The sequence below is a fragment of the [Clostridium] colinum genome (assembly GCF_940677205.1).
In the GTDB taxonomy this organism is placed as follows: domain Bacteria; phylum Bacillota; class Clostridia; order Lachnospirales; family CAG-274; genus Tyzzerella; species Tyzzerella colina.
The window spans coordinates 681,651-703,568 of record NZ_OW712331.1 but is presented as its reverse complement, the minus strand read 5'-3'; the positions used below and the strand labels follow the sequence as shown (position 1 = coordinate 703,568).

The 21,918-nt window shown below is 25.4% G+C and carries 22 protein-coding genes and 1 pseudogene; 4 read left to right on the top strand and 19 right to left on the bottom strand.

Going from position 1 to position 21,918, the window contains the following annotated elements:
• Nucleotides 1–76: 76 nt before the first annotated feature.
• From tsf to NBW53_RS03305, 18 genes are all read right to left on the bottom strand, one after another.
• Complete coding sequence (gene tsf, locus NBW53_RS03390; RefSeq protein WP_250278681.1) at nt 77–1,015, bottom strand: translation elongation factor Ts; 939 nt, start codon at nt 1,013–1,015, stop codon at nt 77–79.
• A 96-nt stretch (nt 1,016–1,111) separates the two neighbouring features.
• Nucleotides 1,112–1,831 (bottom strand): 30S ribosomal protein S2, encoded by a 720-nt coding sequence (rpsB, locus tag NBW53_RS03385; protein ID WP_250278680.1) that lies wholly within the window; start codon nt 1,829–1,831, stop codon nt 1,112–1,114.
• Nucleotides 1,832–2,174: 343 nt separating this feature from the next.
• Nucleotides 2,175–3,794: a chaperonin GroEL gene (gene groL / locus NBW53_RS03380; protein WP_250278679.1), complete on the bottom strand. Its 1,620-nt coding sequence runs from the start codon at nt 3,792–3,794 to the stop codon at nt 2,175–2,177.
• Nucleotides 3,795–3,841: 47 nt separating this feature from the next.
• Nucleotides 3,842–4,126, bottom strand: a complete 285-nt coding sequence (gene groES / locus NBW53_RS03375) for a co-chaperone GroES (protein WP_250278678.1) — start codon at nt 4,124–4,126, stop codon at nt 3,842–3,844.
• Nucleotides 4,127–4,369: 243 nt separating this feature from the next.
• Entirely contained in the window at nt 4,370–5,239 is an 870-nt protein-coding gene (locus NBW53_RS03370; protein ID WP_250278677.1) for a DNA-3-methyladenine glycosylase family protein, read from the bottom strand.
• Nucleotides 5,240–5,322: 83 nt separating this feature from the next.
• A complete protein-coding gene (locus NBW53_RS03365; protein WP_250278676.1) occupies nt 5,323–5,559 on the bottom strand; it encodes a hypothetical protein in 237 nt (78 codons plus the stop codon).
• Nucleotides 5,560–5,562: 3 nt separating this feature from the next.
• Nucleotides 5,563–6,018: a deoxycytidylate deaminase gene (locus NBW53_RS03360; protein WP_284345829.1), complete on the bottom strand. Its 456-nt coding sequence runs from the start codon at nt 6,016–6,018 to the stop codon at nt 5,563–5,565.
• A gap of 5 nt (nt 6,019–6,023) precedes the next feature.
• Entirely contained in the window at nt 6,024–6,803 is a 780-nt protein-coding gene (locus tag NBW53_RS03355; protein ID WP_250278675.1) for a TrmH family RNA methyltransferase, read from the bottom strand.
• 16 nt (nt 6,804–6,819) lie between these two features.
• Nucleotides 6,820–7,473, bottom strand: a complete 654-nt coding sequence (locus NBW53_RS03350) for a potassium channel family protein (RefSeq protein WP_250278674.1) — start codon at nt 7,471–7,473, stop codon at nt 6,820–6,822.
• Between the two features lie 15 nt (nt 7,474–7,488).
• Nucleotides 7,489–8,886 (bottom strand): TrkH family potassium uptake protein, encoded by a 1,398-nt coding sequence (locus tag NBW53_RS03345; RefSeq protein WP_250278673.1) that lies wholly within the window; start codon nt 8,884–8,886, stop codon nt 7,489–7,491.
• 205 nt (nt 8,887–9,091) lie between these two features.
• Nucleotides 9,092–9,352 (bottom strand): 30S ribosomal protein S15, encoded by a 261-nt coding sequence (gene rpsO, locus NBW53_RS03340; protein ID WP_250278672.1) that lies wholly within the window; start codon nt 9,350–9,352, stop codon nt 9,092–9,094.
• A 124-nt stretch (nt 9,353–9,476) separates the two neighbouring features.
• Nucleotides 9,477–9,641 carry a Spo0E family sporulation regulatory protein-aspartic acid phosphatase gene (locus NBW53_RS03335; protein WP_250278671.1) on the bottom strand — a complete coding sequence of 55 codons (165 nt, stop codon included), beginning with the start codon at nt 9,639–9,641 and terminating at the stop codon, nt 9,477–9,479.
• Nucleotides 9,634–10,521 (bottom strand): prolipoprotein diacylglyceryl transferase, encoded by an 888-nt coding sequence (gene lgt / locus NBW53_RS03330; RefSeq protein WP_330651632.1) that lies wholly within the window; start codon nt 10,519–10,521, stop codon nt 9,634–9,636. Before lgt ends, NBW53_RS03335 begins: the two co-directional genes overlap by 8 nt.
• A 23-nt stretch (nt 10,522–10,544) precedes the next feature.
• On the bottom strand, nt 10,545–11,771 hold the full coding sequence (yfmH, locus tag NBW53_RS03325) for an EF-P 5-aminopentanol modification-associated protein YfmH (RefSeq protein WP_250278670.1): 1,227 nt from the start codon (nt 11,769–11,771) through the stop codon (nt 10,545–10,547).
• Entirely contained in the window at nt 11,768–13,009 is a 1,242-nt protein-coding gene (gene yfmF / locus NBW53_RS03320; RefSeq protein ID WP_250278669.1) for an EF-P 5-aminopentanol modification-associated protein YfmF, read from the bottom strand. Before yfmF ends, yfmH begins: the two co-directional genes overlap by 4 nt.
• 9 nt (nt 13,010–13,018) lie before the next feature.
• The gene (gene sigG, locus NBW53_RS03315) at nt 13,019–13,792 is read right to left on the bottom strand and encodes an RNA polymerase sporulation sigma factor SigG (RefSeq protein ID WP_250278668.1); all 774 of its coding nucleotides are present in this window, start codon (nt 13,790–13,792) and stop codon (nt 13,019–13,021) included.
• 104 nt (nt 13,793–13,896) lie between these two features.
• On the bottom strand, nt 13,897–15,375 hold the full coding sequence (locus tag NBW53_RS03310) for a stalk domain-containing protein (protein ID WP_250278667.1): 1,479 nt from the start codon (nt 15,373–15,375) through the stop codon (nt 13,897–13,899).
• A 55-nt stretch (nt 15,376–15,430) separates the two neighbouring features.
• Entirely contained in the window at nt 15,431–15,799 is a 369-nt protein-coding gene (locus NBW53_RS03305) for a hypothetical protein (RefSeq protein ID WP_250278666.1), read from the bottom strand.
• A gap of 238 nt (nt 15,800–16,037) precedes the next feature.
• Between NBW53_RS03305 and NBW53_RS03300 the strand changes: the two are divergent.
• From NBW53_RS03300 to NBW53_RS03285, 4 genes and pseudogenes are all read left to right on the top strand, one after another.
• Nucleotides 16,038–17,402, top strand: a pseudogene (locus tag NBW53_RS03300) (PTS transporter subunit EIIC); the annotation flags it as partial.
• A 36-nt stretch (nt 17,403–17,438) separates the two neighbouring features.
• Nucleotides 17,439–18,860 carry a glycoside hydrolase family 32 protein gene (locus tag NBW53_RS03295; RefSeq protein WP_250278665.1) on the top strand — a complete coding sequence of 474 codons (1,422 nt, stop codon included), beginning with the start codon at nt 17,439–17,441 and terminating at the stop codon, nt 18,858–18,860.
• A gap of 64 nt (nt 18,861–18,924) precedes the next feature.
• Nucleotides 18,925–19,926: a LacI family DNA-binding transcriptional regulator gene (locus NBW53_RS03290; RefSeq protein WP_250278664.1), complete on the top strand. Its 1,002-nt coding sequence runs from the start codon at nt 18,925–18,927 to the stop codon at nt 19,924–19,926.
• Nucleotides 19,919–20,863, top strand: coding sequence for a carbohydrate kinase family protein (locus NBW53_RS03285; RefSeq protein ID WP_250278663.1), 945 nt, complete (start codon nt 19,919–19,921; stop codon nt 20,861–20,863). The genes NBW53_RS03290 and NBW53_RS03285 overlap by 8 nt, the downstream gene beginning before the upstream one ends.
• Nucleotides 20,864–21,066: 203 nt before the next feature.
• Here NBW53_RS03285 and NBW53_RS03280 read toward each other — a convergent pair whose 3' ends face one another.
• Nucleotides 21,067–21,750: a CAP domain-containing protein gene (locus tag NBW53_RS03280; RefSeq protein WP_250278662.1), complete on the bottom strand. Its 684-nt coding sequence runs from the start codon at nt 21,748–21,750 to the stop codon at nt 21,067–21,069.
• Nucleotides 21,751–21,918: the final 168 nt, after the last annotated feature.

Here is a 21,918-nt window from a genome sequence, read left to right as displayed (position 1 = left end):
ATAAAATTATAAATGTATAGTAATGTGTTAAAAAAATTCCTTAACAAAAGGCTAAGGAATTTTTTTAACATATATATTAACCTTGCATAGCTTTGCTAACTTCTTCTGCAAAGTTTTCTTCTTTTTTCTCAATACCATCACCAGTTTCATAACGCACAAAACTTTTAACAGTAACTGATGCACCAATTTCTTTAGCAACTTTTTCTACATATTTAGCAACAGTTTCTTTTTCTTCTGCTTTAACATATTCTTGCTCAAGAAGACATTTTTCTTTTAAAGTTTTGTCAAGTCTACCTTTGATAGTATTTTCAATAACTTTTTCTGGCTTATCTGCAAATTTAGGGTCATTTTTAATTTGCTCTGATAAAATTCTTGTTTCTTTCTCGATAAAATCTGAAGGTACAGCTTCTTTATTTAAAAATTCTGGGTTCATAGCTGCAATTTGCATAGCAACATTTTTACCAGCTTCTACTAATCTTTCATCTCTAGATTCTGTTTCAAATTCAACTAAAACAGCTACTTTACCACCAGCATGTATATAAGATACTAAAAAGCTATTTCCATTATTTACAACTTTTTCAAAACGTCTTATAGTAAGGTTTTCTCCAATTGTAGCAATGTTTTGAGTTAAAATAGAAGATACTGTTTCATTGCTATCTTCATTCCATTTTTCTTCTAATAATGCTTCAACAGTAGTAGCATTTGAAGATATGATTTGTGTAGCAACAGATTTTACAAAATTTTGGAAAACTTCATTTTTAGCAACAAAGTCTGTCTCACTATTTACTTCTAATAAAACACCTACTTTATTATCATCTGTAATGTGAGCAAAGCTAACACCTTCAGCAGCAATACGTCCTGCTTTTTTAGCAGCAGTAGCAAGACCTTTTTCTCTTAAAACTTCAATAGCTTTTTCAATATTACCATCAGTTTCCACTAATGCCTCTTTACAAGTGCTCATACCTGCACCAGTTATTTCTCTAAGTTCTTTAATCATAGCAGCAGTAACAGCCATTTTAATTACCTCCATAAGTTATATTATTTACTTTAAAAAAGCCTAGCCCAAGAGGGCTTAGGCATAATTTTATTTTAATATTTATATTTATTTAAATTATTCTGCAACTTCTTCAGTAGCTTCAGTCATAATTTCACCTTGTCTAGCTTCGATAACAGCATCTGCTATTCTACCAGCAATAAGCTTAACAGCTCTAATAGCATCATCATTACCTGGTATTACGTGGTCTATTTCTTCTGGGTCACAGTTAGTATCAACAATACCAACAGTAGTAATGTTTAAGTTATGCGCTTCTTGAACAGCTATTCTTTCTTTACGAGGGTCAACAATGAAAATAACCTCTGGTATTTTTTTCATTTCTTTAATACCACCAATATTTTTATCAAGCTTTTCTTTTTCGTGCATAAGTTTAGCAACTTCTTTTTTAGGTAATAAATCCATTGTACCATCTTCAATCATTGCTTCAAGGTCTTTTAATCTTTGTATTCTAGTTTTGATAGTTTCAAAGTTAGTAAGCATACCACCTAACCATCTTTCGTTTACGTAGTACATACCACATCTAATAGCTTCTTCTTTAATAGAATCTTGAGCTTGTTTTTTTGTACCAACAAATAAAACTTCTCCACCTTCTTTAGCAATGTCAAAAACTGCTTGATAAGCATCTTCTACTTTTTTAACAGTTTTTTGTAAATCTATGATATAAATACCATTTCTTTCAGCAAAAATATATTCTGCCATTTTAGGGTTCCAACGTCTAGTTTGATGTCCAAAATGAACCCCAGCTTCTAATAATTGTTTCATTGAAATTACGCCCATTTTAATTTCCTCCTATGGTTATTCCTCCATAAGCCTTGTTTAAGACTTAAAAAGCACCCCTTAAACTAAATAGCTTATGTGTGTTATATTTTTCCTTGTGATTATATCATAACATTTAACATATTGCAAGTACTTTTTTATTTTTTATAATTACTATTAAAAATATACTTAATTAAATATATTTTTATTATATATAATATTTTTCATTTAATTAAAATATAAAAACAAAAAAGTTGTATACTATTTTTAGTAATATTTTTTATATCACTAAAACAGTATACAACTAAATTAAATAACTCTTATATTTATTTAATTTAATTAATAATAACTAAATTTTATTTTATTACATCATACCCATTGGATTTCCGCCTGGCATCATTGGTTCTTCTTTTGTTATATCTGCAACAACAGCTTCTGTTGTTAAAACAGTAGAGGCAACACTATTAGCATTTAATAATGCACTTTTTGTAACTTTAGCAGGATCTAATATACCTGCATCTATCATATTTACAAATTCACCTGTTAAAGCATTAAATCCATAATTAGCTCCTTTTCCTTTAACTTGGCTAACTATAACAGAGCCTTCAAGTCCTGCATTATTTACTATTTGACGAAGAGGTGCTTCTAAAGCTTTAAGTATAATATTTGCTCCTGTTTTTTCATCTCCTGTAAGTTCTTCTACAATTTTAGATACTTCTGGTATACAGTGGATATAAGCAGAACCACCACCACTTATAATACCTTCTTCAACTGCTGCACGAGTAGCTGCTAAAGCATCTTCCATTCTTAATTTTTTCTCTTTAAGTTCCATTTCTGTTGCTGCTCCAACTTTTATAACAGCAACACCACCTGCAAGTTTAGCAAGTCTTTCTTGTAATTTTTCTTTGTCAAATTCTGATGTAGTAGCTTCTATTTGCTCTTTAAGTTGATTTACTCTGCTAGTTATTAAGTTTTTATCTCCAGCACCATCAACTATTATAGTATTTTCTTTGTCTACTTTAACTGTTTTAGCACGTCCAAGCATATCCATTGTTGTTTCTTTTAAATCAAGTCCTAATTCGTCTGATATAACAGTACCACCTGTTAAAATAGCTATATCTTCAAGCATAGATTTTCTTCTATCTCCAAATCCTGGTGCTTTAACAGCAACACAATTAAATGTACCTCTTAATTTATTAACAATAAGAGTAGTTAAAGCTTCGCCTTCTATGTCTTCTGCTATAATTAAAAGTCTTGCTCCTGTTTGAACAATCTCTTCTAATATTGGTAAAATATCTTGAATGTTAGATATTTTTTTATCTGTTATTAAAATATATGGGTCTTCTAGCTCTGCCACCATTTTATCCATATCTGTTGCCATATATGCAGATAAATATCCTCTATCAAATTGCATACCTTCTACAAGGTCAAGCTCTGTATGCATAGTTTTACTTTCTTCTACTGTGATAACACCATCGTTAGACACTTTTTCCATAGCATCTGCAATCATAGCTCCTACTTCTTCGTCTGCTGCAGATATAGATGCAACTTTTGCAATATGGTTTTTGCCATCTACTTTTTGGCTCATTTCTTTTATTATTTCAACTGCTTTTTCAGTAGCTTTAGACATACCTTTTCTTAAAATAATTGGGTTTGCACCAGCTGCTATGTTTTTAAGTCCTTCTTGTATCATAGCTTGAGCTAAAACAGTAGCTGTTGTAGTACCATCACCTGCTACATCATTTGTTTTTGTAGCAACTTCTTTTACAAGTTGAGCTCCCATATTTTCAAAAACATCTTCAAGCTCTATTTCTTTAGCTATAGTAACACCGTCATTTGTAATTAAAGGTGTGCCAAATTTTTTATCTAAAACTACATTTCTACCTTTAGGTCCTAAAGTAACTTTTACTGTATCTGCAAGTTTATTAACACCTGCTTCTAAAGCTTTTCTAGCATCAACACCATATTTAATATCTTTTGCCATCTTAAAATATCCTCCTAAAAAACTATATTTTTATAATCTGTTATAAATTATTCAACAACTGCTAATATATCACTTTCTTTAACTATAATATATTCTTCTCCGTCAACTTTAACTTCTGTTCCAGAATATTTAGAATAAAGAACTTTATCTCCAACTTTAACTTGCATAGGTACAATTTTACCATCAACAGTAGCTCCAGGTCCAACAGCTAATATTTCTGCTTCTTGAGGTTTTTCTTTAGCACCTGCTGTTAAAATAATACCACCTTTTGTTTTTTCTTCCGCCTCTAAATGTTTTAAAACAACTCTATCTGATAATGGTTTAATATTCATTTTTTTACCTCCAAAACATTATTTATGTATTAGCATATTTATATGTATATTTATATATAATTTATGCTTAATACCTCTATATTAAATTAAATTATTAGCACTACTATTTATGGAGTGCTAACTATAACTATATACTAATTTAATATATAATTTTATGCAATATCCATATTTAACTAAATTAACTTGTTTATAATATTATATATAATATAATCTTTTATTTTCTTTATTTATCTTTTATTTTCTTTATTTTTTGCCTGTTCCTATTTTTTCACTTCTAGCATAATAAAATAAATATTGTTGAGCATATCCTGCCAAATCTCCCCATTTTTCTTTAGCAAAATTATGTATTTTTTGTATTGATGTGTCTTTTTCATCAAAATAAAAATATTCCATAACACGTTTTACCCAAACATCTGTTGGAAAAACATCATTCTTTTTTAATGAAAATAATAAAACACAGTCTGCAACTTTTGTTCCAACACCTTTTATTTTTAAAAGTTCATTTTTAGCATCTTGAGAAGGTATATTATATAATTCTTCTAATTTTACTACACCATTTTCTATATTTTGTATTGCATCTAATATGTATTTATCTCTAAATCCTGTTTTACATAGCTTTAGCTCTTCTGGTGTTGCTTTTTTTAATTGTTCTATTGTTGGAAAGATATAATAATCGCCTTCTTTTTCTCCATATTTTTCAGATATATTTTTTATAACTTGCTTTATCATAGGTATACGGTTATTTTGAGATATTATAAAAGATATAAGACATTCAAAAGAGTCTTGATTTAAAATTCTTATACCATCTGCATATTCTATTGCTTTTTTTACAATCTCATCATTTTCTAATTGTTTTTTTATTTTGTTATAGTCTGTTTGTAAATCAAAATAATTTATCCATATTTTTTCAAAATCGTCTTTTGTACAAGGATAAAATTCTACCTTATTATCAATTTGTCGAATATTTAAAACTTTTCTGTTTGCAATTATTGTATAATGCATATTTTCTATTTTTTCAAATCTAAAACATTGTCCACATTCTAATATTTCTTCTATATTAAAACTTTCAAAATCTGTCATTATTATTTTACCATTTTCTTCAATATACTTCATATTTTCCTCCTTAAAAATTTAAAATAAATATTAAATAAATTCTTATAAGATTTACCTCATAAGAATTTTAATAAAAATATATTTTATACTGACATTGAATTTCCATATTCTATCCCTTTATCTGTAAGAGATAACTTAACTTTATCTTCTGACATAAATTTTACAATAACTAATCCGTTATCCTCTAAATATTTTATTGCTTCTGTATATTTTTTCATCATTAAACAAGATTTAGATTCAAATCTATATGTATAAACATCTCCACCACATAAATAAGATTGATATGCTCTTTCAAAAATAGTTGTTGTTAATTTATTCATATTTTACTCCTTATCTTTAAATAATACAAACTCTATATTTGACATTTTTATAAGTTTATCACTAAGCTCATCTGGATATTTGTCTATAGAAACAATACGTTTTATACCTGCATTTATTATTTGTTTCAAACACATAGAACAAGGACTATGCGTTATATAAATAGTGCCTCCTTTACAAGATACACCATTAGACGCACATTGTGTTATAGCATTATTTTCTGCATGTAAAGACATACACTCTTCATAATTTTTACCACTAGGTATATTTTTATCATTTCTAATACATTTATTAATTTCAAAACAATCTAAAATACCTTTAGGAGCACCATTATATCCAGTAGATATAATGCTATTATCTTTTACTATAACAGCTCCCACCTGCCTTCTAAAGCAAGAAGCCCTTTTAGCAACAACTTTAGCTATTTCTATAAAATATGTATCCCAGTCTATTCTTTGCAAAGATATCACTCCTTTAATCTTTGACTTAAAACTTCATAAAAAATAATAGCAGAAGATATAGACGCATTCATAGATTCTACATTGCCAACCATAGGTATTTTTATAAGCTTATTAGCCTTATTTTTATATTCTTCTAATACACCATTTGCTTCATTACCAATTAATATAGCTACTGACTTTTTAAAATCTATATTGTAAGGTGCTTCTCCTCCTTCTAAATATGTACAAACTATATCTACATTATTATTTTGCAAATATTCTATTAAAATAGATACATTTTCATTTTCAATAATAGGAATATGAAAAATAGACCCCATAGTAGCTCTTATAACTTTGTCATTATATAAATTTACACACCCTTTAGATAAAAATATAGCATCAACACCAAGTGCCTCTGCTGTTCTTACAATAGTTCCCATATTACCAGGGTCACATATTCTATCTAAAATAACAAAAAAGCTATTATCTTTTATTTTTATATTTTTTAGGTCATTTTTAGGTATATGACAAATAGCCATTATACCTTGTGGATTTATAGTATCACTAATTTTCTTAAATATATTATCCGATACTACTATATTTTCTGAGTTTTTATATTTTTCCATATTTAATATTTGATTATAAAATTTTTCAGAAAAAATATAACTTTCTATCTTTATATTAGAAGGTATTTCATCTATAATACGTTCCCCTTCTATATAAAATTTTCCTGTTTTTTCTCTTTCCTTTTTTTGTTTTAATTTTATTATATCTTTAATTATTTTATTTTTCTCGCTTGTAATCAATTTTTTCACCTAAATATTAATTATTTATTTTTTGAATAACATCATTTCTACCTACTACTACTAATATGTCTTCTTTTTGTATTATCTCATTTGGTAAAGGTGATACTATTATGTCATTATGTCTTTTTATAGCTACTATATTTAATCCATATTTAGCACGAATATTACTATCTAAAATAGACTTACCTATCCAATTTTTATGTGGTTCTATTTCTACAATTGCAAATTTATCGGATAAATTTATATAATCTATAATGTTTGTTGTTATAAGTGTATTCGCTATTCTAACGCCCATATCTCTTTCTGGAAATACAACTCTATCTGCCCCTACTTTTTCTAATATAGATTTTTGTATCTCATTTTTAGCTTTAGCTATAACAAAATTAGCTCCTAACTCTTTAGCCATCATAGTAGCCAATATGCTTCCTTCCATATCTTCACCAATAGCAACTACTACTACATCAAAATTATTTATTCCAAATTGGTCTAAAACGTGAACATCTGTAACATCTGCTTGTATAGCATGACAACCATATTTTGACATTTCATTTACTATTTCTATATCTTTATCACAACATAAAACGTCACAATTATTTTCTATTAAAGTTTTTACTAAACTTTGTCCAAATCTTCCTAAACCAAGAACTGCAAATTGTCTATTTCTTCCCATTTTATCCTCCAAATATTATCCTACAATTATTTTTTCTTCTGGATAATGTATAACATTTTTTTTGTTAGGTTTTCTAAATGATAATGCTAATATTATTGTTATAGGTCCAAGCCTTCCTATAAACATACAAAGTATTATTACAATCTTACCTATAAATGATAAACTAGACGTAACACCTGTAGATAAACCAACTGTTCCTAAAGCTGAAACTACTTCATATAAAATATCTATAAATTCAAATTTAGTGCCTATGCCTTTTTCTGTTATAGTCAAAATTATTGTAGCAATAAAAATAAGTGTCATCATCATCATAATAATTGATAATGCTTTTTGCATTGTAGATATACTTATAGTCTTTTTAAATGCTGTTATACAGTCTTTACCTTTTATAACAGATATAACTGCTAATACCATAACACCTATAGTTACTGTTTTTATACCTCCAGCTGTTCCTCCAGGAGAACCACCTATTGCCATTAATATTATAGCCAAAAATTTTGAACCGTAGTTTAAATCTACTTGTCCTATTGCATCAAATCCTGCTGTTCTTAATGTAACAGATTGAAATGTTGATGCTAATATTTTTTCATCAATTCTTATATTTAATAACGTTTTAGGGTTGTTATATTCTATAACAAATGTTAAAATAGCTCCTAATATAATTAATATAACTGTCATAGTAATAGTTATTTTAGAATGAACAGACATTACAAATAATTCTACACTCTTCTTTTTTAACTTTGCTATTTTATATTTAATCCATTTTCCAATATCTAATAAAACAGTAAACCCTAAACCACCTAATATAATTAATAACATTATAGTTATATTTATAACATAATCTGTCTTATAAGGAACTAAGCTGTTATCGCCTAATATATCAAATCCAGCATTACAAAAAGCTGATATAGAATGAAATATTCCTTTAAAAATACCTTTTATAAAGCCATATTCTGGTATAAACTTAATAGATAATATTAAAGCTCCAATACCCTCTATTAAAAACGTTACTTTTATAATCTTTTTTAAAAACATTACCATACCTTTAAAAGTTGATAAATTAAAAGATTCTTGTATTAATATTCTTCCTCTTAACGTTATTTTTTTACCAAGCACAACTAATATTATAGTAAATAAGCTCATAAAACCTAAACCGCCTATTTGTATAAGTATTAAAATTACTATTTTTCCAAATAAAGTCCAATAATTAAAAGTATTTACAACTACAAGCCCTGTAACACAAACAGCAGATGTTGCTGTAAACATAGCATCAATAAAACTAATACTCTCCCCATTTTTACTTGCTATTGGTAAACTTAATAACATTGCACCTATAATCATTACAATAAAAAAACTAAAAACAATAATATGTGATGGACCAAATCGAAAAAAACCTTTTAATTTAAAATTCACTATTATCTCTCCTTTTCTATAGCAATTTTATTATAACATATTTGTAATATAAGGCAATATTTTTTTATATAATTTATTATTTTTTCCAAAAAACTATTTTTAAATAAAAATAGTTTAAATTAATATAATTATTAATTATTTTCTTAAAATTTTACAACAAAAAAAGGATTTAATAGATTAATATCTATTAAATCCTTAAAATAAATTATTTTCTTAAACCTAATTCTGCAATTAACTCACGATATTTAACTATATCTTTATTTTTAATATAATTTAAAAGACCTTTTCTTTGACCAACCATTTTTAAAAGCCCACGTCTAGAATGATGGTCTTTTTTATGAGTTCTTAAATGATCTGTTAAGTGGTTAATTCTAGCTGTTAATAAAGCTACTTGAACCTCTGGAGACCCAGTATCTTCTGGATTTCTACCAAACTTTGCTACTATTTCTTTTTTGTTAAATTCCATTTTAAATTCCTCCATAAAATAAATAAACTCCTAATGCTAAGAAAAGGTTGGAGTATCCATTTTCTGAACATAGGTTATCACAAACATATTATCATAAAAATTTATCTTTTGCAAGTATTTATTTTTAAATTGTATCTATATTATATGTATAGTATATATTAATTAATTTATCTAATCTAATGCTAGTTTTTAATATTCTTTCTTTGTTATCATTATTTTCTATTTGTTTATTTAATATATATCGAACATCTTCTATTTTTTGTATTATACCACTTTTTATTTTACTCACTCCTTTTCAATAAAATATCCATATCACTATAGTTTTTACTCTTTTTCAAATTTATGATAAGGTATATTGTAAATACTATAACTAATATACCAGATAGAACTTGAGAAACTGGAATATTAGTATTCCATATCATAAGAGAATCTGTTCTCATACCCTCTATCCAAAATCTACCCATACCATATCCTATAAAATATATAGCCATAAGCTGACCATCAAACTTTTTACGTTTTCTAAATATAAGTAAAACTATTAAAACTCCTATATTCCATAAAGATTCATATAAAAATGTTGGGTGGACTTGTATATATTCAGCACCATTTATATTTATAACTTTGTCTAACACATCTTTAGGTATGCTAGATACTTGTTCTTTTAAATATCTCATAGCAAATAATGAATCTGTATATCCACCAAAGGCCTCTCTATTTACAAAATTTCCCCATCTACCCATTATTTGACCTATTATAGTCATAAAAGAAAATGTATCTGCCACCTTAAAAAAGTTTTGCTTTTTTACTTTACATAAAACTATACCAGATAAAATACCCCCTATAATTCCTCCATATATAGCTATGCCACCATTTCTTATAGAAAATATTTCATTTAAATGGTCTTTATAGTAATCCCAAGAAAATATTACATAATATAACCTTGCAAATAAAATAATTATAATTGATGATATTATAACAGCATCTGTATAAAAATCTATATCTTGTGCTGTTCTTTTAGCTTCTTTTAATGTAACAGTAAGCCCTAAAACAACACCACAAGCTATAATAATACCATACCAGTATACATCTATACCAAAAATAGTAAATGCAACTCTATCTAGCTTATCAATTTTTATTCCTAAGTTTACAAACCATATTTCTGGCGTCAAAATAATCCCCCCTAATTTTTATTTTAGTTTATAACACTTAAATATGCATCTTTTTCAAAATATTCTAAAGATTGTTGTATATTTTCTAATGTTACACTTTCTAATGATTTATAATAACTTTTTATATTAAACCCATTAGAAAAGTAATCTGCCTCCATAGATACAATATTGTCTATAATGTTAAACCTTCTTACAAAATTTCCTATATGTTTGTTTTTTATTCTATTAAAATCTTCATTAAAAATGCCATTATTTTTAACTTTATTTATTTCTTCATTTATATACTTTACAATTTCTTTAGGATCTTTAGAAATACCAGAAAATATATATGATGCATTTTCATCAAAATTATTAAAGTCAAACCCAAAGGTATCATCTATTATACCTCTACTGTATAACTTTTCATAAAATAATGAACTTTTTCCAAAAATAATATCTAAAAATAATTTGTTAGCTACTATTTTATCAAATATTGTACCATTTTTTTGAAAATTTTTAAAGCCTATATTGAAAATTTTTTGATTTATTCCCATTTTCTTTTCTACATAGTTTGACATATTTTTATATTTTTGTTCATATTTTTGTATAACTCCTGTCTTTTTTTCATTTATATTTAAATTTTTTAATATGCTATTTTCTATTTTTATTTTATCATCTAAATCTCCACAACATATTATTATACAATTATCTTTTGTATAAAAACTATTATAACATTTATAAATCATATCTGAATTTATATTTTTTATATCTTCTACACTTCCTGCTATATCATTTGTTATAGTATTATTTTTATCATACATTATTTTCATAAGGTTGAAAAAAACTCTCCAATATGGGTCATCATCATACATTTTTATTTCTTGTTCTATTATGGGCTTTTCCTTTTCTACATTTTCATCTGTAAAATGTGGTTTACTAACAAGATTTAATAATTCATTAAAATTTTCATAAAAATTGTCAACACAATTAAAGTAATATGTTGTTGATAAAAAGTTAGTATATGCATTTACATTTGCTCCTAACTTATTAAATCTATCAAAAACATTATAATCTTTTTTTTCAAACATTTTATGTTCTAAAAAATGTGCTATGCCAGCTGGTAAATTTATATTTTCTCCATCAATTTTTATATTATTATGCATAGACCCATATTTAAAACAAATCATAGCTTGTTTTTCTACAAAATGTTTCTTAGGTATAAATGCTAAAGTTGTTCCATTTATATTTTCATATATAATATTATCTATCAATTTTCATCACCTTTCATAAAATAACAAGTATCTAGCCATATATTTTTAAAAGACTTTTGTATGTCCTCTTTTTTTACAGATTTTATACTATCTAATATTTCATCTATATTCATTTTCACATTAGCTAAATAATTAGTATAATAATAATCTATTGTAGAAGTATTATAATCTACTATAGACTTATATTTTTTACAAAGACTGCTTATTGCAACCTGTATATGATTGTCATCAAAATTTCCATTTACAACATTTTCTACATTTTCTTTTATGTTGTTTATAGCTTTTTCATAATTATCAAAATCTACTCCACTTTGTATAAATACTATTCCTTTAAACATTAATATAAAAGAGTTAATGTAATAGCAAAGACCTTCTTTTTCTCTAACATTATTAAAAAGCATAGACCCAGAGCCTCCGCCTAAAATTTCATTTCCTACTAAAAGTCCTATAAAATCTTTGCTACTAGCCTCTACATTTGTTCTAAATGCCATACATAGCTTACCTTGTGTTATATTAAATTTTTCTATTACATTTTTTTCTTTTATTTTATCTTTATATACAAAATCAAAATTTATATTTTTACAATTTCTTTCTTCTATATTAAAATGTTTTTTTACAAGATTATTTACATCTCTTTCTTGTATATTTCCAATAACTACTATATCCATATTAGAAGTTTTTAAAATATCTTTATAATGCATATAAAGGTTTTTATTATCAATTTTATTATTTTCAATATCTTCTATATATCCATCTGCTAAAATGCCAAATTTTTCATCTTTACACATAATTTCTAAACATCTGTCTTTAGCAAGTTCTTTTTTATCATTTTGTCTAGAGTATATTGTATCTATAACTAATTGTTTAGATTTTTCAAAATATTCTTTTTTAAATCCTTCATTTTCTACTAAGGGGTTTAATATTATTTCTTTTAAAAATAAAAATGCCTCTTCTAAAGACACTTTATCTTCTGAAAATTCTATCAACACTTCAATTATTTGATTATCACCTTTTTTTAATATATCGCTATGAATATATGCTCCATACATTTCTTCTATTTTTATATTTATATCTCTTATAGTTTTATATTTTTCACATCCCATAGTTAAAATTTTAGATAAAATAGAATTATAAGTTACATATTTTCTATCTAAGCTTTGTCTTAAAAGAAAAGCAATACATATAGTTTTAAATTTATCAGTATTTATAACTTTTACATTTATACCATTATCTATCATTTTTATCTCCTACATATATTTACGCATATTTTTTAAAGCACTTTTTTCTAATCTACTAACTTGTGCTTGGCTAATATTTATTTCTTCAGCCACTTCCATTTGAGTTTTACCCTCAAAAAATCTAAGTTTTATAATATATTTTTCTCTTTCATTAAGTTTTTTCATAGCTTCATTAAGACTAATATTTTCTACCCATTGGTTATCATTGTTTTTATCATCTTTAACTTGGTCCATAACAAAAATAGAATCACTTCCATCATTATATACTGGTTCAAACAAAGATATAGGCTCTTGGATAGCATCTAAAGCTACTATAATGTCTTCTTTATCTATGTTAAGTTCCTTAGCTATTTCTTCTATGGTAGGCTCTTTACAATTTTTATTAATAAGCATTTCTTTTGTTTGTAAAGATTTATAAGCTATATCTCTTAAAGACCTACTAACTCTTATAGAATTATAATCTCTAAGGTATCTTCTAACTTCACCTATAATCATAGGAACTGCATATGTGCTAAGTTTAACACCTTGATTTACATCAAAATTATTTATAGCTTTTATAAGCCCTATTACACCAACTTGAAATATATCATCTATATTTTCTCCACGATTAGAAAACTTTTTTATAACACTTAAAACAAGCCTTAAGTTACTATATATAAATTCCTCTTTTGCTTTTTCATCTCCAGCTTGAACACGCTTAAACAATTCTTCTTTTTCTTCATTTTTTAATATAGGCAATTTACTTGTATTAACTCCACATATTTCAACCTTATATCCTGACATAAAAAATACCTCCGAAAAATTCCTTATATAAAGATATTTTCCAAAGGTATTAAAATTATACATTTTTTACTTTCTAATTATTTACAGTTAATCTTAAATAATTTTTATTTACTTGAAGGGCTACTTAAATATGGTTTTTCAAAAGTATATAAAGAAGTTGCAAAGTTTATTTTGTTTTGTTCTATTTGTTTTTCTACATTTAATATACCAAGCTCTGCTTGTTTAACTTGATTTAAAGTTGCATTACCACTAATATAATTTGCCGCCACTTTGTTATATTCATCAATTGATTTTTCTAAATCTCTTTTTAAAGTTTTGTCTGTATCTCTCATTTTTATTAAATTATCATAACTACTTCTTAACTGGTTTTCCATATTTGTTTTAGCATCTTCTAATTTTCTTTGAGCTGTTTTTATATCATTATCCGCTTTAATTTTATCTTCTTCAGATAATGTGTGACTATAATTTTTTCTTATTTCTTCTAATCTTTCTAAATTCTTTTTAAGTAACTGGATAGATATATCTCCTTCTTTAGCTCTTTTTGTGTATGTTTCAATATCTATTTTATCTATTTCATTAAAATCGTCTTTTAATTTTATGTCTACATTTATGTCATAATCTTGACCTAATATATTATTTAATACTTGTTGTTGCGTTTTTAAAGAACTTTTTAATGCTTCTAAATTTAATTTATTATTTTTTTGTGTATCTTTAGCTTGTTTTAATTTATTTTCAGAAATCATACCATATTTATATTTTAATTCTAAAGCTTCAATATTTTTTTCATTTGCTTCAATGTTTTTTTCTAAGCTAGCTATGTTAAGTTTAGTTGTTTTTATATTAGCCGCAGCACTAATAACGCTTAATTCTATACTGTCTTCAATTATTTTTTGATTAATATCTTTGTCTTGTACTTGTGCATCTAAACTATTTATATTTCTTAAAATACTTTCTATTGCTGGGTCATAATAATTTTGTCCTACAATTTTCTCGTTTAAATCAAAAGATACCTTTTTACTATATTCGATAGCATCATTTAAATTTTTTATATTAGAATTTTTACTTTGTGCTGTTTTAACAGCTTCTTCTTGAGATAATGTTTTAGTGTTATCTTTTGTATATAAATCATCTAAATATATGTATCCTTTTTTTCCAGTATTTATTGCTATTTTTTGTTTTTCACTGTCCCATTCCACTTTCATATCAAAAGCTTCACATACAAATCTTAGTGGTACATAAGTGGCTCCATCTATTATTTCAACAGAAACAGGCAAATCTAAATATTTATCATTTAATTTTGCTTTATTAGTATCTACATTTATAATTAATGTTTTATCATCTTTTTTTGCAGTTATTTCTCTTTTTACATCATTCCAATCTACTTTTGCATCTAACATTTCAAATAAATCTCTAAAAGCTACTAATGTATGTCCATCTTTATTTATAACATTAGACTTTATTGGTTGTAACATATTGTCTATATTTACAGAGACATTCTTTTTTGTATATGCATACACACTATTAGATAAAAACATTGTTGATAATGTTGTACAAATTATAAATTTTTTTATGTTCTTTTTCATTTTTCTAATCCTCCTAAGTCTACTAACATACTATACGAAAAATAATATTAATTGTTTATTCTTTTATTAAAATAATATCTTTTATATTTTTTATATGGTTTGTAACTATTGAGTTTTTTGTAATAATACAAATCATATCTTTGCCATTAAATCCTACAAATTCTCCTTCATATACCTTTTTTTTAGAAGTTATTACTCTTATTATCATACCTCTTTTATATATATTCCCTCTAAAAGCTATTGCTTCTTTATGAAAAACTATATAAAAATCCTTAATCATAGAACTAAAAACTTTTATAGGATATTCATAATCACCAAATAATTTTTTAAAAAATAAAAATACTTTTAAAAAAATTAATATAATAAAAGATAATATTATACAAAAAATAATTTCTCTAAATGTTAAAAATTCTATGGTTTCCATAAAATAACACCAACTTTCATAACAAAATTATTATATTTAATTATAACATAAAATAATATGTTTATAAATATCTAAAAATAAATATATTTTTTTATATAATTTTATAACCTTTATACTAAAAAAACTACCTTTATTTTATAATAAATTTTTATCTAAAAATACCATTTACAAAATAAAATTATTATTATATAATGTGTTTAAAAAATATGAAACCGATTTCATAAGGAGAGTGAATAAAATGAATTACAATAATACTGCTAAAGAAATTTTCGATAAAATTGGTGGTAAAGATAACTTAATATCTGCTGCCCATTGTGCAACTAGGCTTAGATTAGTTGTATCAGATAACGAAAAAATAGATAAGTCATCTATCGAAAATATTGACGGTGTTAAAGGTGCTTTTTTAGCCTCTGGACAATTACAAATAATTTTAGGTACTGGTGTTGTAAATAAAGTTTATGAAGAATTTATTAAAATTGCTGGTATAGAAGAAACTTCCAAAGAAGAAATAAAAAATATTTCTGCTCAAAAACAAAATATATTTAAAAGAGGTATAAAAACTATTGGTGATATTTTTGTACCTATAATACCTGCTATTGTGGCTAGTGGTTTTTTAATGGGCTTAATTGAAGCTCTTAACTTTATGGTTAATAATAACTTTTTAAATATAGATACATCTAGCTCTATGTATGTATTTGCCAAATTATTTAGTAATACAGCTTATGTATTTTTACCAATATTAATAGCTTTTAGTGCTGGTAAAGTTTTTGGAGCTAATCAATATTTAGCAGCTGTTATAGGTATGTTAATGATCCATCCAGACCTACAAAATGCGTGGACTGTTGCATCTGAAGGTGTTTTAAATACTCAATCTGTATTTTTTGGTCTTTATGAAATAGACATGATAGGTTACCAAGGACACGTTATACCTGTTATTATTGCAGTTTGGATTTTAAGTGTAATAGAAAAAAAATTACACAAAATAATACCACCTATGTTTGATTTATTTGTTACACCTCTTGTTAGTGTATTTATAACAGGATATCTTACATTAGCTATTGTTGGACCTGTTTTTGTTTGGATTGAAAATAGTATTATAACTGGTATACAATTTCTTTTAACTTTACCATTTGGTATAGGTAGCTTTTTAATGGGTGGTGCTTATGCTACTACTGTTGTATCTGGTATACATCATATGTACACAGTTATAGACTTAGGTCAAATAGATAAATTTGGCTATACTTATTGGTTACCTCTTGCATCTGCTGCAAATGTTGCACAAGGTGGTGCTGCTCTTGCTGTTGCGTTAAAAACTAAAAACAAAAAATTAAAATCTATGGCTTTACCTTCTTCTCTTAGTGCTTTTATGGGTATTACAGAACCTGCTATATTTGGTGTTAATCTTAGATATGTAAAACCATTTATCGCCGCATCTATTGGTGCTGCTTGTGGTGCTTTATATGCCTCTATTGTAGGGCTTGGTGCTACTGGAACTGGTGTAACAGGTATATTTGGTATTTTATTACACCTTCATAGTCCTTTAAATTATATTATTACTATGGCTATTTCTATTTCTGTATCATTTGTACTAACTTGGATATTAGGAATAAAAGAAGATTAATTATATAGGGAGTAATTTATGAATTCATTAACAAAACATTTAAAAAAATCTATTGAAATAATAGAAGAAAATAAATTCAATAACGATTTATGGAGATTAAACTTTCATTTAATGCCACCTATAGGTTGGCTTAATGACCCTAATGGCCTTTGTTATTTTAAAGGTGATTATCATATATTTTTTCAATATTCACCTTTTAATCCTAATGGAGAATTAAAATTTTGGGGACATTATAAAAGTAAAGATTTAATAAATTGGGAATACTTAGGTGTCCCCCTTTTACCAGACCAACCTTTCGACTGTCACGGTGTTTATTCTGGCTCTGCTTTAATTGAAAATGATACAATGTATCTCTATTATACTGGTAACGTTAAATATGAGGATGAAGATTATGATTATATAAATAATGGTAGAGGTTCAAATACTATTTTAGCTATTAGTGATGGTAATAAAATTATTAATAAAAAATGTTTACTTACTAATGATGATTACCCTAAAAATTTAACTTGCCACATTAGAGACCCTAAGGTTTGGAAAGAAAATGATGTTTATTATATGGTTTTAGGTGCTAGAACTAAAGAAGACAAAGGAATAATTTTACTTTACAAATCTTTAGATAAAATAAATTGGAGTTTTTTAAATACTATTGAAAGTAAAAATATTTTTGGATATATGTGGGAATGTCCTGATTTATTTATTTTAGATAATAAAACAATAGTTATGATTTCGCCTCAAGGTGTTAAAGAAGATGGGTATAAATATCAAAATATATATCAATCTGGATATTATATTTTAACTGGTGATTATAAAACATCTAATTATAGTTTAAATGAATTTACAGAAATAGATAGAGGGTTTGATTTCTATGCCCCTCAAACATTTTTAGATAATAAAAATAGAAGAATTTTAATTGGTTGGTTAGGTTTACCAGATATAGACCCATATTACACTAATAAAACTATTGAAAATGGTTGGCAACACGCTTTAACTATACCTCGAGTTTTAAACATAATAGATAATAAAATATATCAACAACCTATTGAGGAATTAAAAACACTTCGAAAAGAAAAATTAAATATACAAAATAACCAAAAATATAATATAGTATGTTGTTTTGAACTTTTAATAGAAAATATTTTAAAAAATATAACAATTGTATTGGCAGATGATACTATTATCCAATTTAAAAATAATTTGTTCACATTAAAATTTAATAACAATGACTTAGGTTGTGGAAGAACTAGCAGAAGTGTAGAAATTAATAGTTGTAACAAAATTCAAATATTTGTAGATTATTCTTCCATAGAAATTTTTATTAATGATGGTGAAGAAGTTTTCTCTACAAGATTTTATCCAAAAGAAAATAATATTAACTTAGAAATAAATGGTAATAACACTGAAAACACTTTATATACTTTAAATAGTTTTTCAACAAAGTAGATGTTGACACATAATTACTTAATTGATAATATTAAATAAATAAAATATTTTAAAGAGGTTTTAAATGAGTAAAGTTACTATACAAGATATAGCAAATATGTGTCAAGTATCTAAAAGTAGTGTTTCACGATATTTAAATGGTGGATATGTTAGTAAAGAAAATAAAGAAAAAATTAAAGAAGCAATAGAAAAAACTGGTTTTAAATCAAATTTCTTTGCTAAAAGATTAAAATCTAAAAATAGCAATCTAATAGGTGCTGTTATCCCTAGGATAGACTCTATAACTGTTGGCAAAGTTTTAAATGGTATAAATAATACTTGTGTAGAAAATAATTATACTATTTTAATGCAATCTTCAAATCTTGATTTAAAAAAAGAAATTGATTGTATAACCTCTTTGTATAATCAAGGTGTTGATGGTATTATAGTTTACACTTTAGGAATAACTAATGACCATATAAAAATATATAATAACATAAAAATACCTATAATTTTTCTAAATCAAAAAAATGAAAATGTAAATTATATTTGTATTGATGATTACAAAGCTGGATATATAATGGCAGAATATTTTTATAAAAATAACCACAAAAATATAGTTTTTCTAGGTGTTAATGAAAAAGATAAATCTGTAGGTATAGAAAGAAAAAAAGGCTTTTATGATTTTTATAAAAAAAATGTATCTAACTACACTATAAATTTTGTAGAAACAGATTTTTCTTTTAAAAAAGCCTATAATAAAGGAAATGATGTTTTAAAGTTTAACCCTACAGGTGTTATATGTGCAACAGATAATATTTGCTTGGGCTTTATGCTTTATCTTAATGAACAAGGTATAAAAATACCAGATGAAATATCTGTTGCTGGTTTTGGTGGTTATGAAGTAAGCTCTGTAATAAAGCCTTCTATTACAACAATAGAGTTTAACTACGAACTATTAGGTAAAATAGCAACAAAAAATATTCTAAATTTAATAAGTAACAATAGTAATGATGAAAAAGTTGATATAGATTTAAAACTTATTTTAGGAGAATCTATAAAAAACATAGGAGATAATTATGAATAAAGTTTATTGTATAGGTGAAATTTTAATAGATATGGTTTCTACTGACAGAGTAGGTCTTAAAAATGCTAAATCCTTTGAAAAAAAAGCTGGCGGTGCACCTGCAAATGTAGCTTGTGCTGTTGCTAAAATGGGAAAAGAAGCAGAGTTTATGGGACAAATAGGTAATGATTTTTTTGGTGAATACTTATATAGTATATTAGAAAAATATAATATAAAAACTAATCTTTGTTATAAAGAAGGCAATACTACTTTAGCATTTGTTGCATTAGATAAAGACGGAGAAAGAGATTTCTCTTTTATGCGTGGCTGTGACAAAGATTATTGCTATAAAAAAATAGATTTTTCTTGCATAGACAATAAAGATATTTTACATTTTGGAAGTGCAACTGGCTTATTAGACGGAAATTTAAAAGAAACTTATATAAAGCTTTTTGAATATGCTAAAGAAAAAAATATATTTATATCCTTTGATCCTAATTATAGAGAAAATCTTATAAAAAATAATATGCTAGATAAATTTATAGAAGATTGTAAATTTTTTATAAAAAATAGTGATTTTATAAAGATGAGTGATGAAGAAATAAAACTTATAGCTAAAAAAGATGACTTAGAAAGTTGTATAAATTATATTCATTCTTTAGGTGGGAAAATTATAGCTATAACTTTAGGTAAAAATGGTACATTATTATCTTTTAATAATAATATAGATACTATCCCTAGTATAAAAATAAATCAAATAGACTCTACTGGTGCTGGCGATGCTTTTGTAGGCAGTATGTTAGCTTTAATATTAGATATTATTAATCAAGATAAATACCCTACATTTGAACAATTAAAAGATATATGTTTATTTTCTAATAAAGTTGGAGCTATAACTTGTACAAACTATGGAGCTATGGATTCTATACCTACTAAAGAACAAGTATTATCTATTTAATAAATAAAAAAATTACTATAAATATTTATAACTTACTTTTATAATATATAATTATTATACTTATTATTTTCTTAAAATAACTAAAAATAGACAATAGACTGTATGTAACAGTCTATTGTCTATTTTTTATATTTTGTTATCTATGTTAAAGGAGGATAAATAACAAAAGTTGTACACTTTTAAATTTTAAGTGTATAAATTGCTTATTTAGCTATAAATAATTGTGTCCAATAATTTGATGTATTACCAACACCAATATGTGTAAATGATTTACTAAGAATATTTCTTCTATGTCCTTCCGAATTCATCCAAGCATCTACCACTTGTTGTGCAGTTCTTTGTCCTTTAGCAATATTTTCTCCAGCAGTCTTATATGTAATGTTAAATTGTTTTAACATATCAAAAGGTGAACCATATGTTGGTGAAGTATGCGAGAAATATCCTTTTTTCTTCATATCTTCAGATTTTAATCTTGCCACCTTAGATAACTGTGTATCCATTTTTAATGGTGCTAAACCTGCTTTTTGTCTTTCTATATTAACAAGTCTAACTACCTCTTGTTCTACATTAGATACAGAGCTATTTAAATTATTGTCATCTTCAACTGATTGGTTAGGTTTTTCTGGTAAAGGTTTGTTATTTGTGTTATTATTTGTATTGTTGTTTGGTTTATTTGGCTTACAATTTAAATTGTTGTTTGAATTATTTTGATTATCATTTACATTATTGTTTGGTTTGCTTTGGCTATTATTTTGATTATAGCTTATCGGCTTTCCATTAATGGTTAAAAAGTTTAATGTTTGGTTATTTGGGCTATAACTAGCTCCAAATACACTTGCTGTCGAAAATAATGTTAAAGCAAAAGTTGTAGTAATAAATTTTTTCATAATAATTATTCCTTTCAATATATAATTAGTGTTAGTATGTCTTATTTAATATCCTAATTGCTTTATTCATTATTTTTTTACTTTATATGTAGTATTTATTATCTTATATGTTATTCAACATTTTATATAGTATTTTTGTTGTTTTCTTTATCTACATTTATGATACTA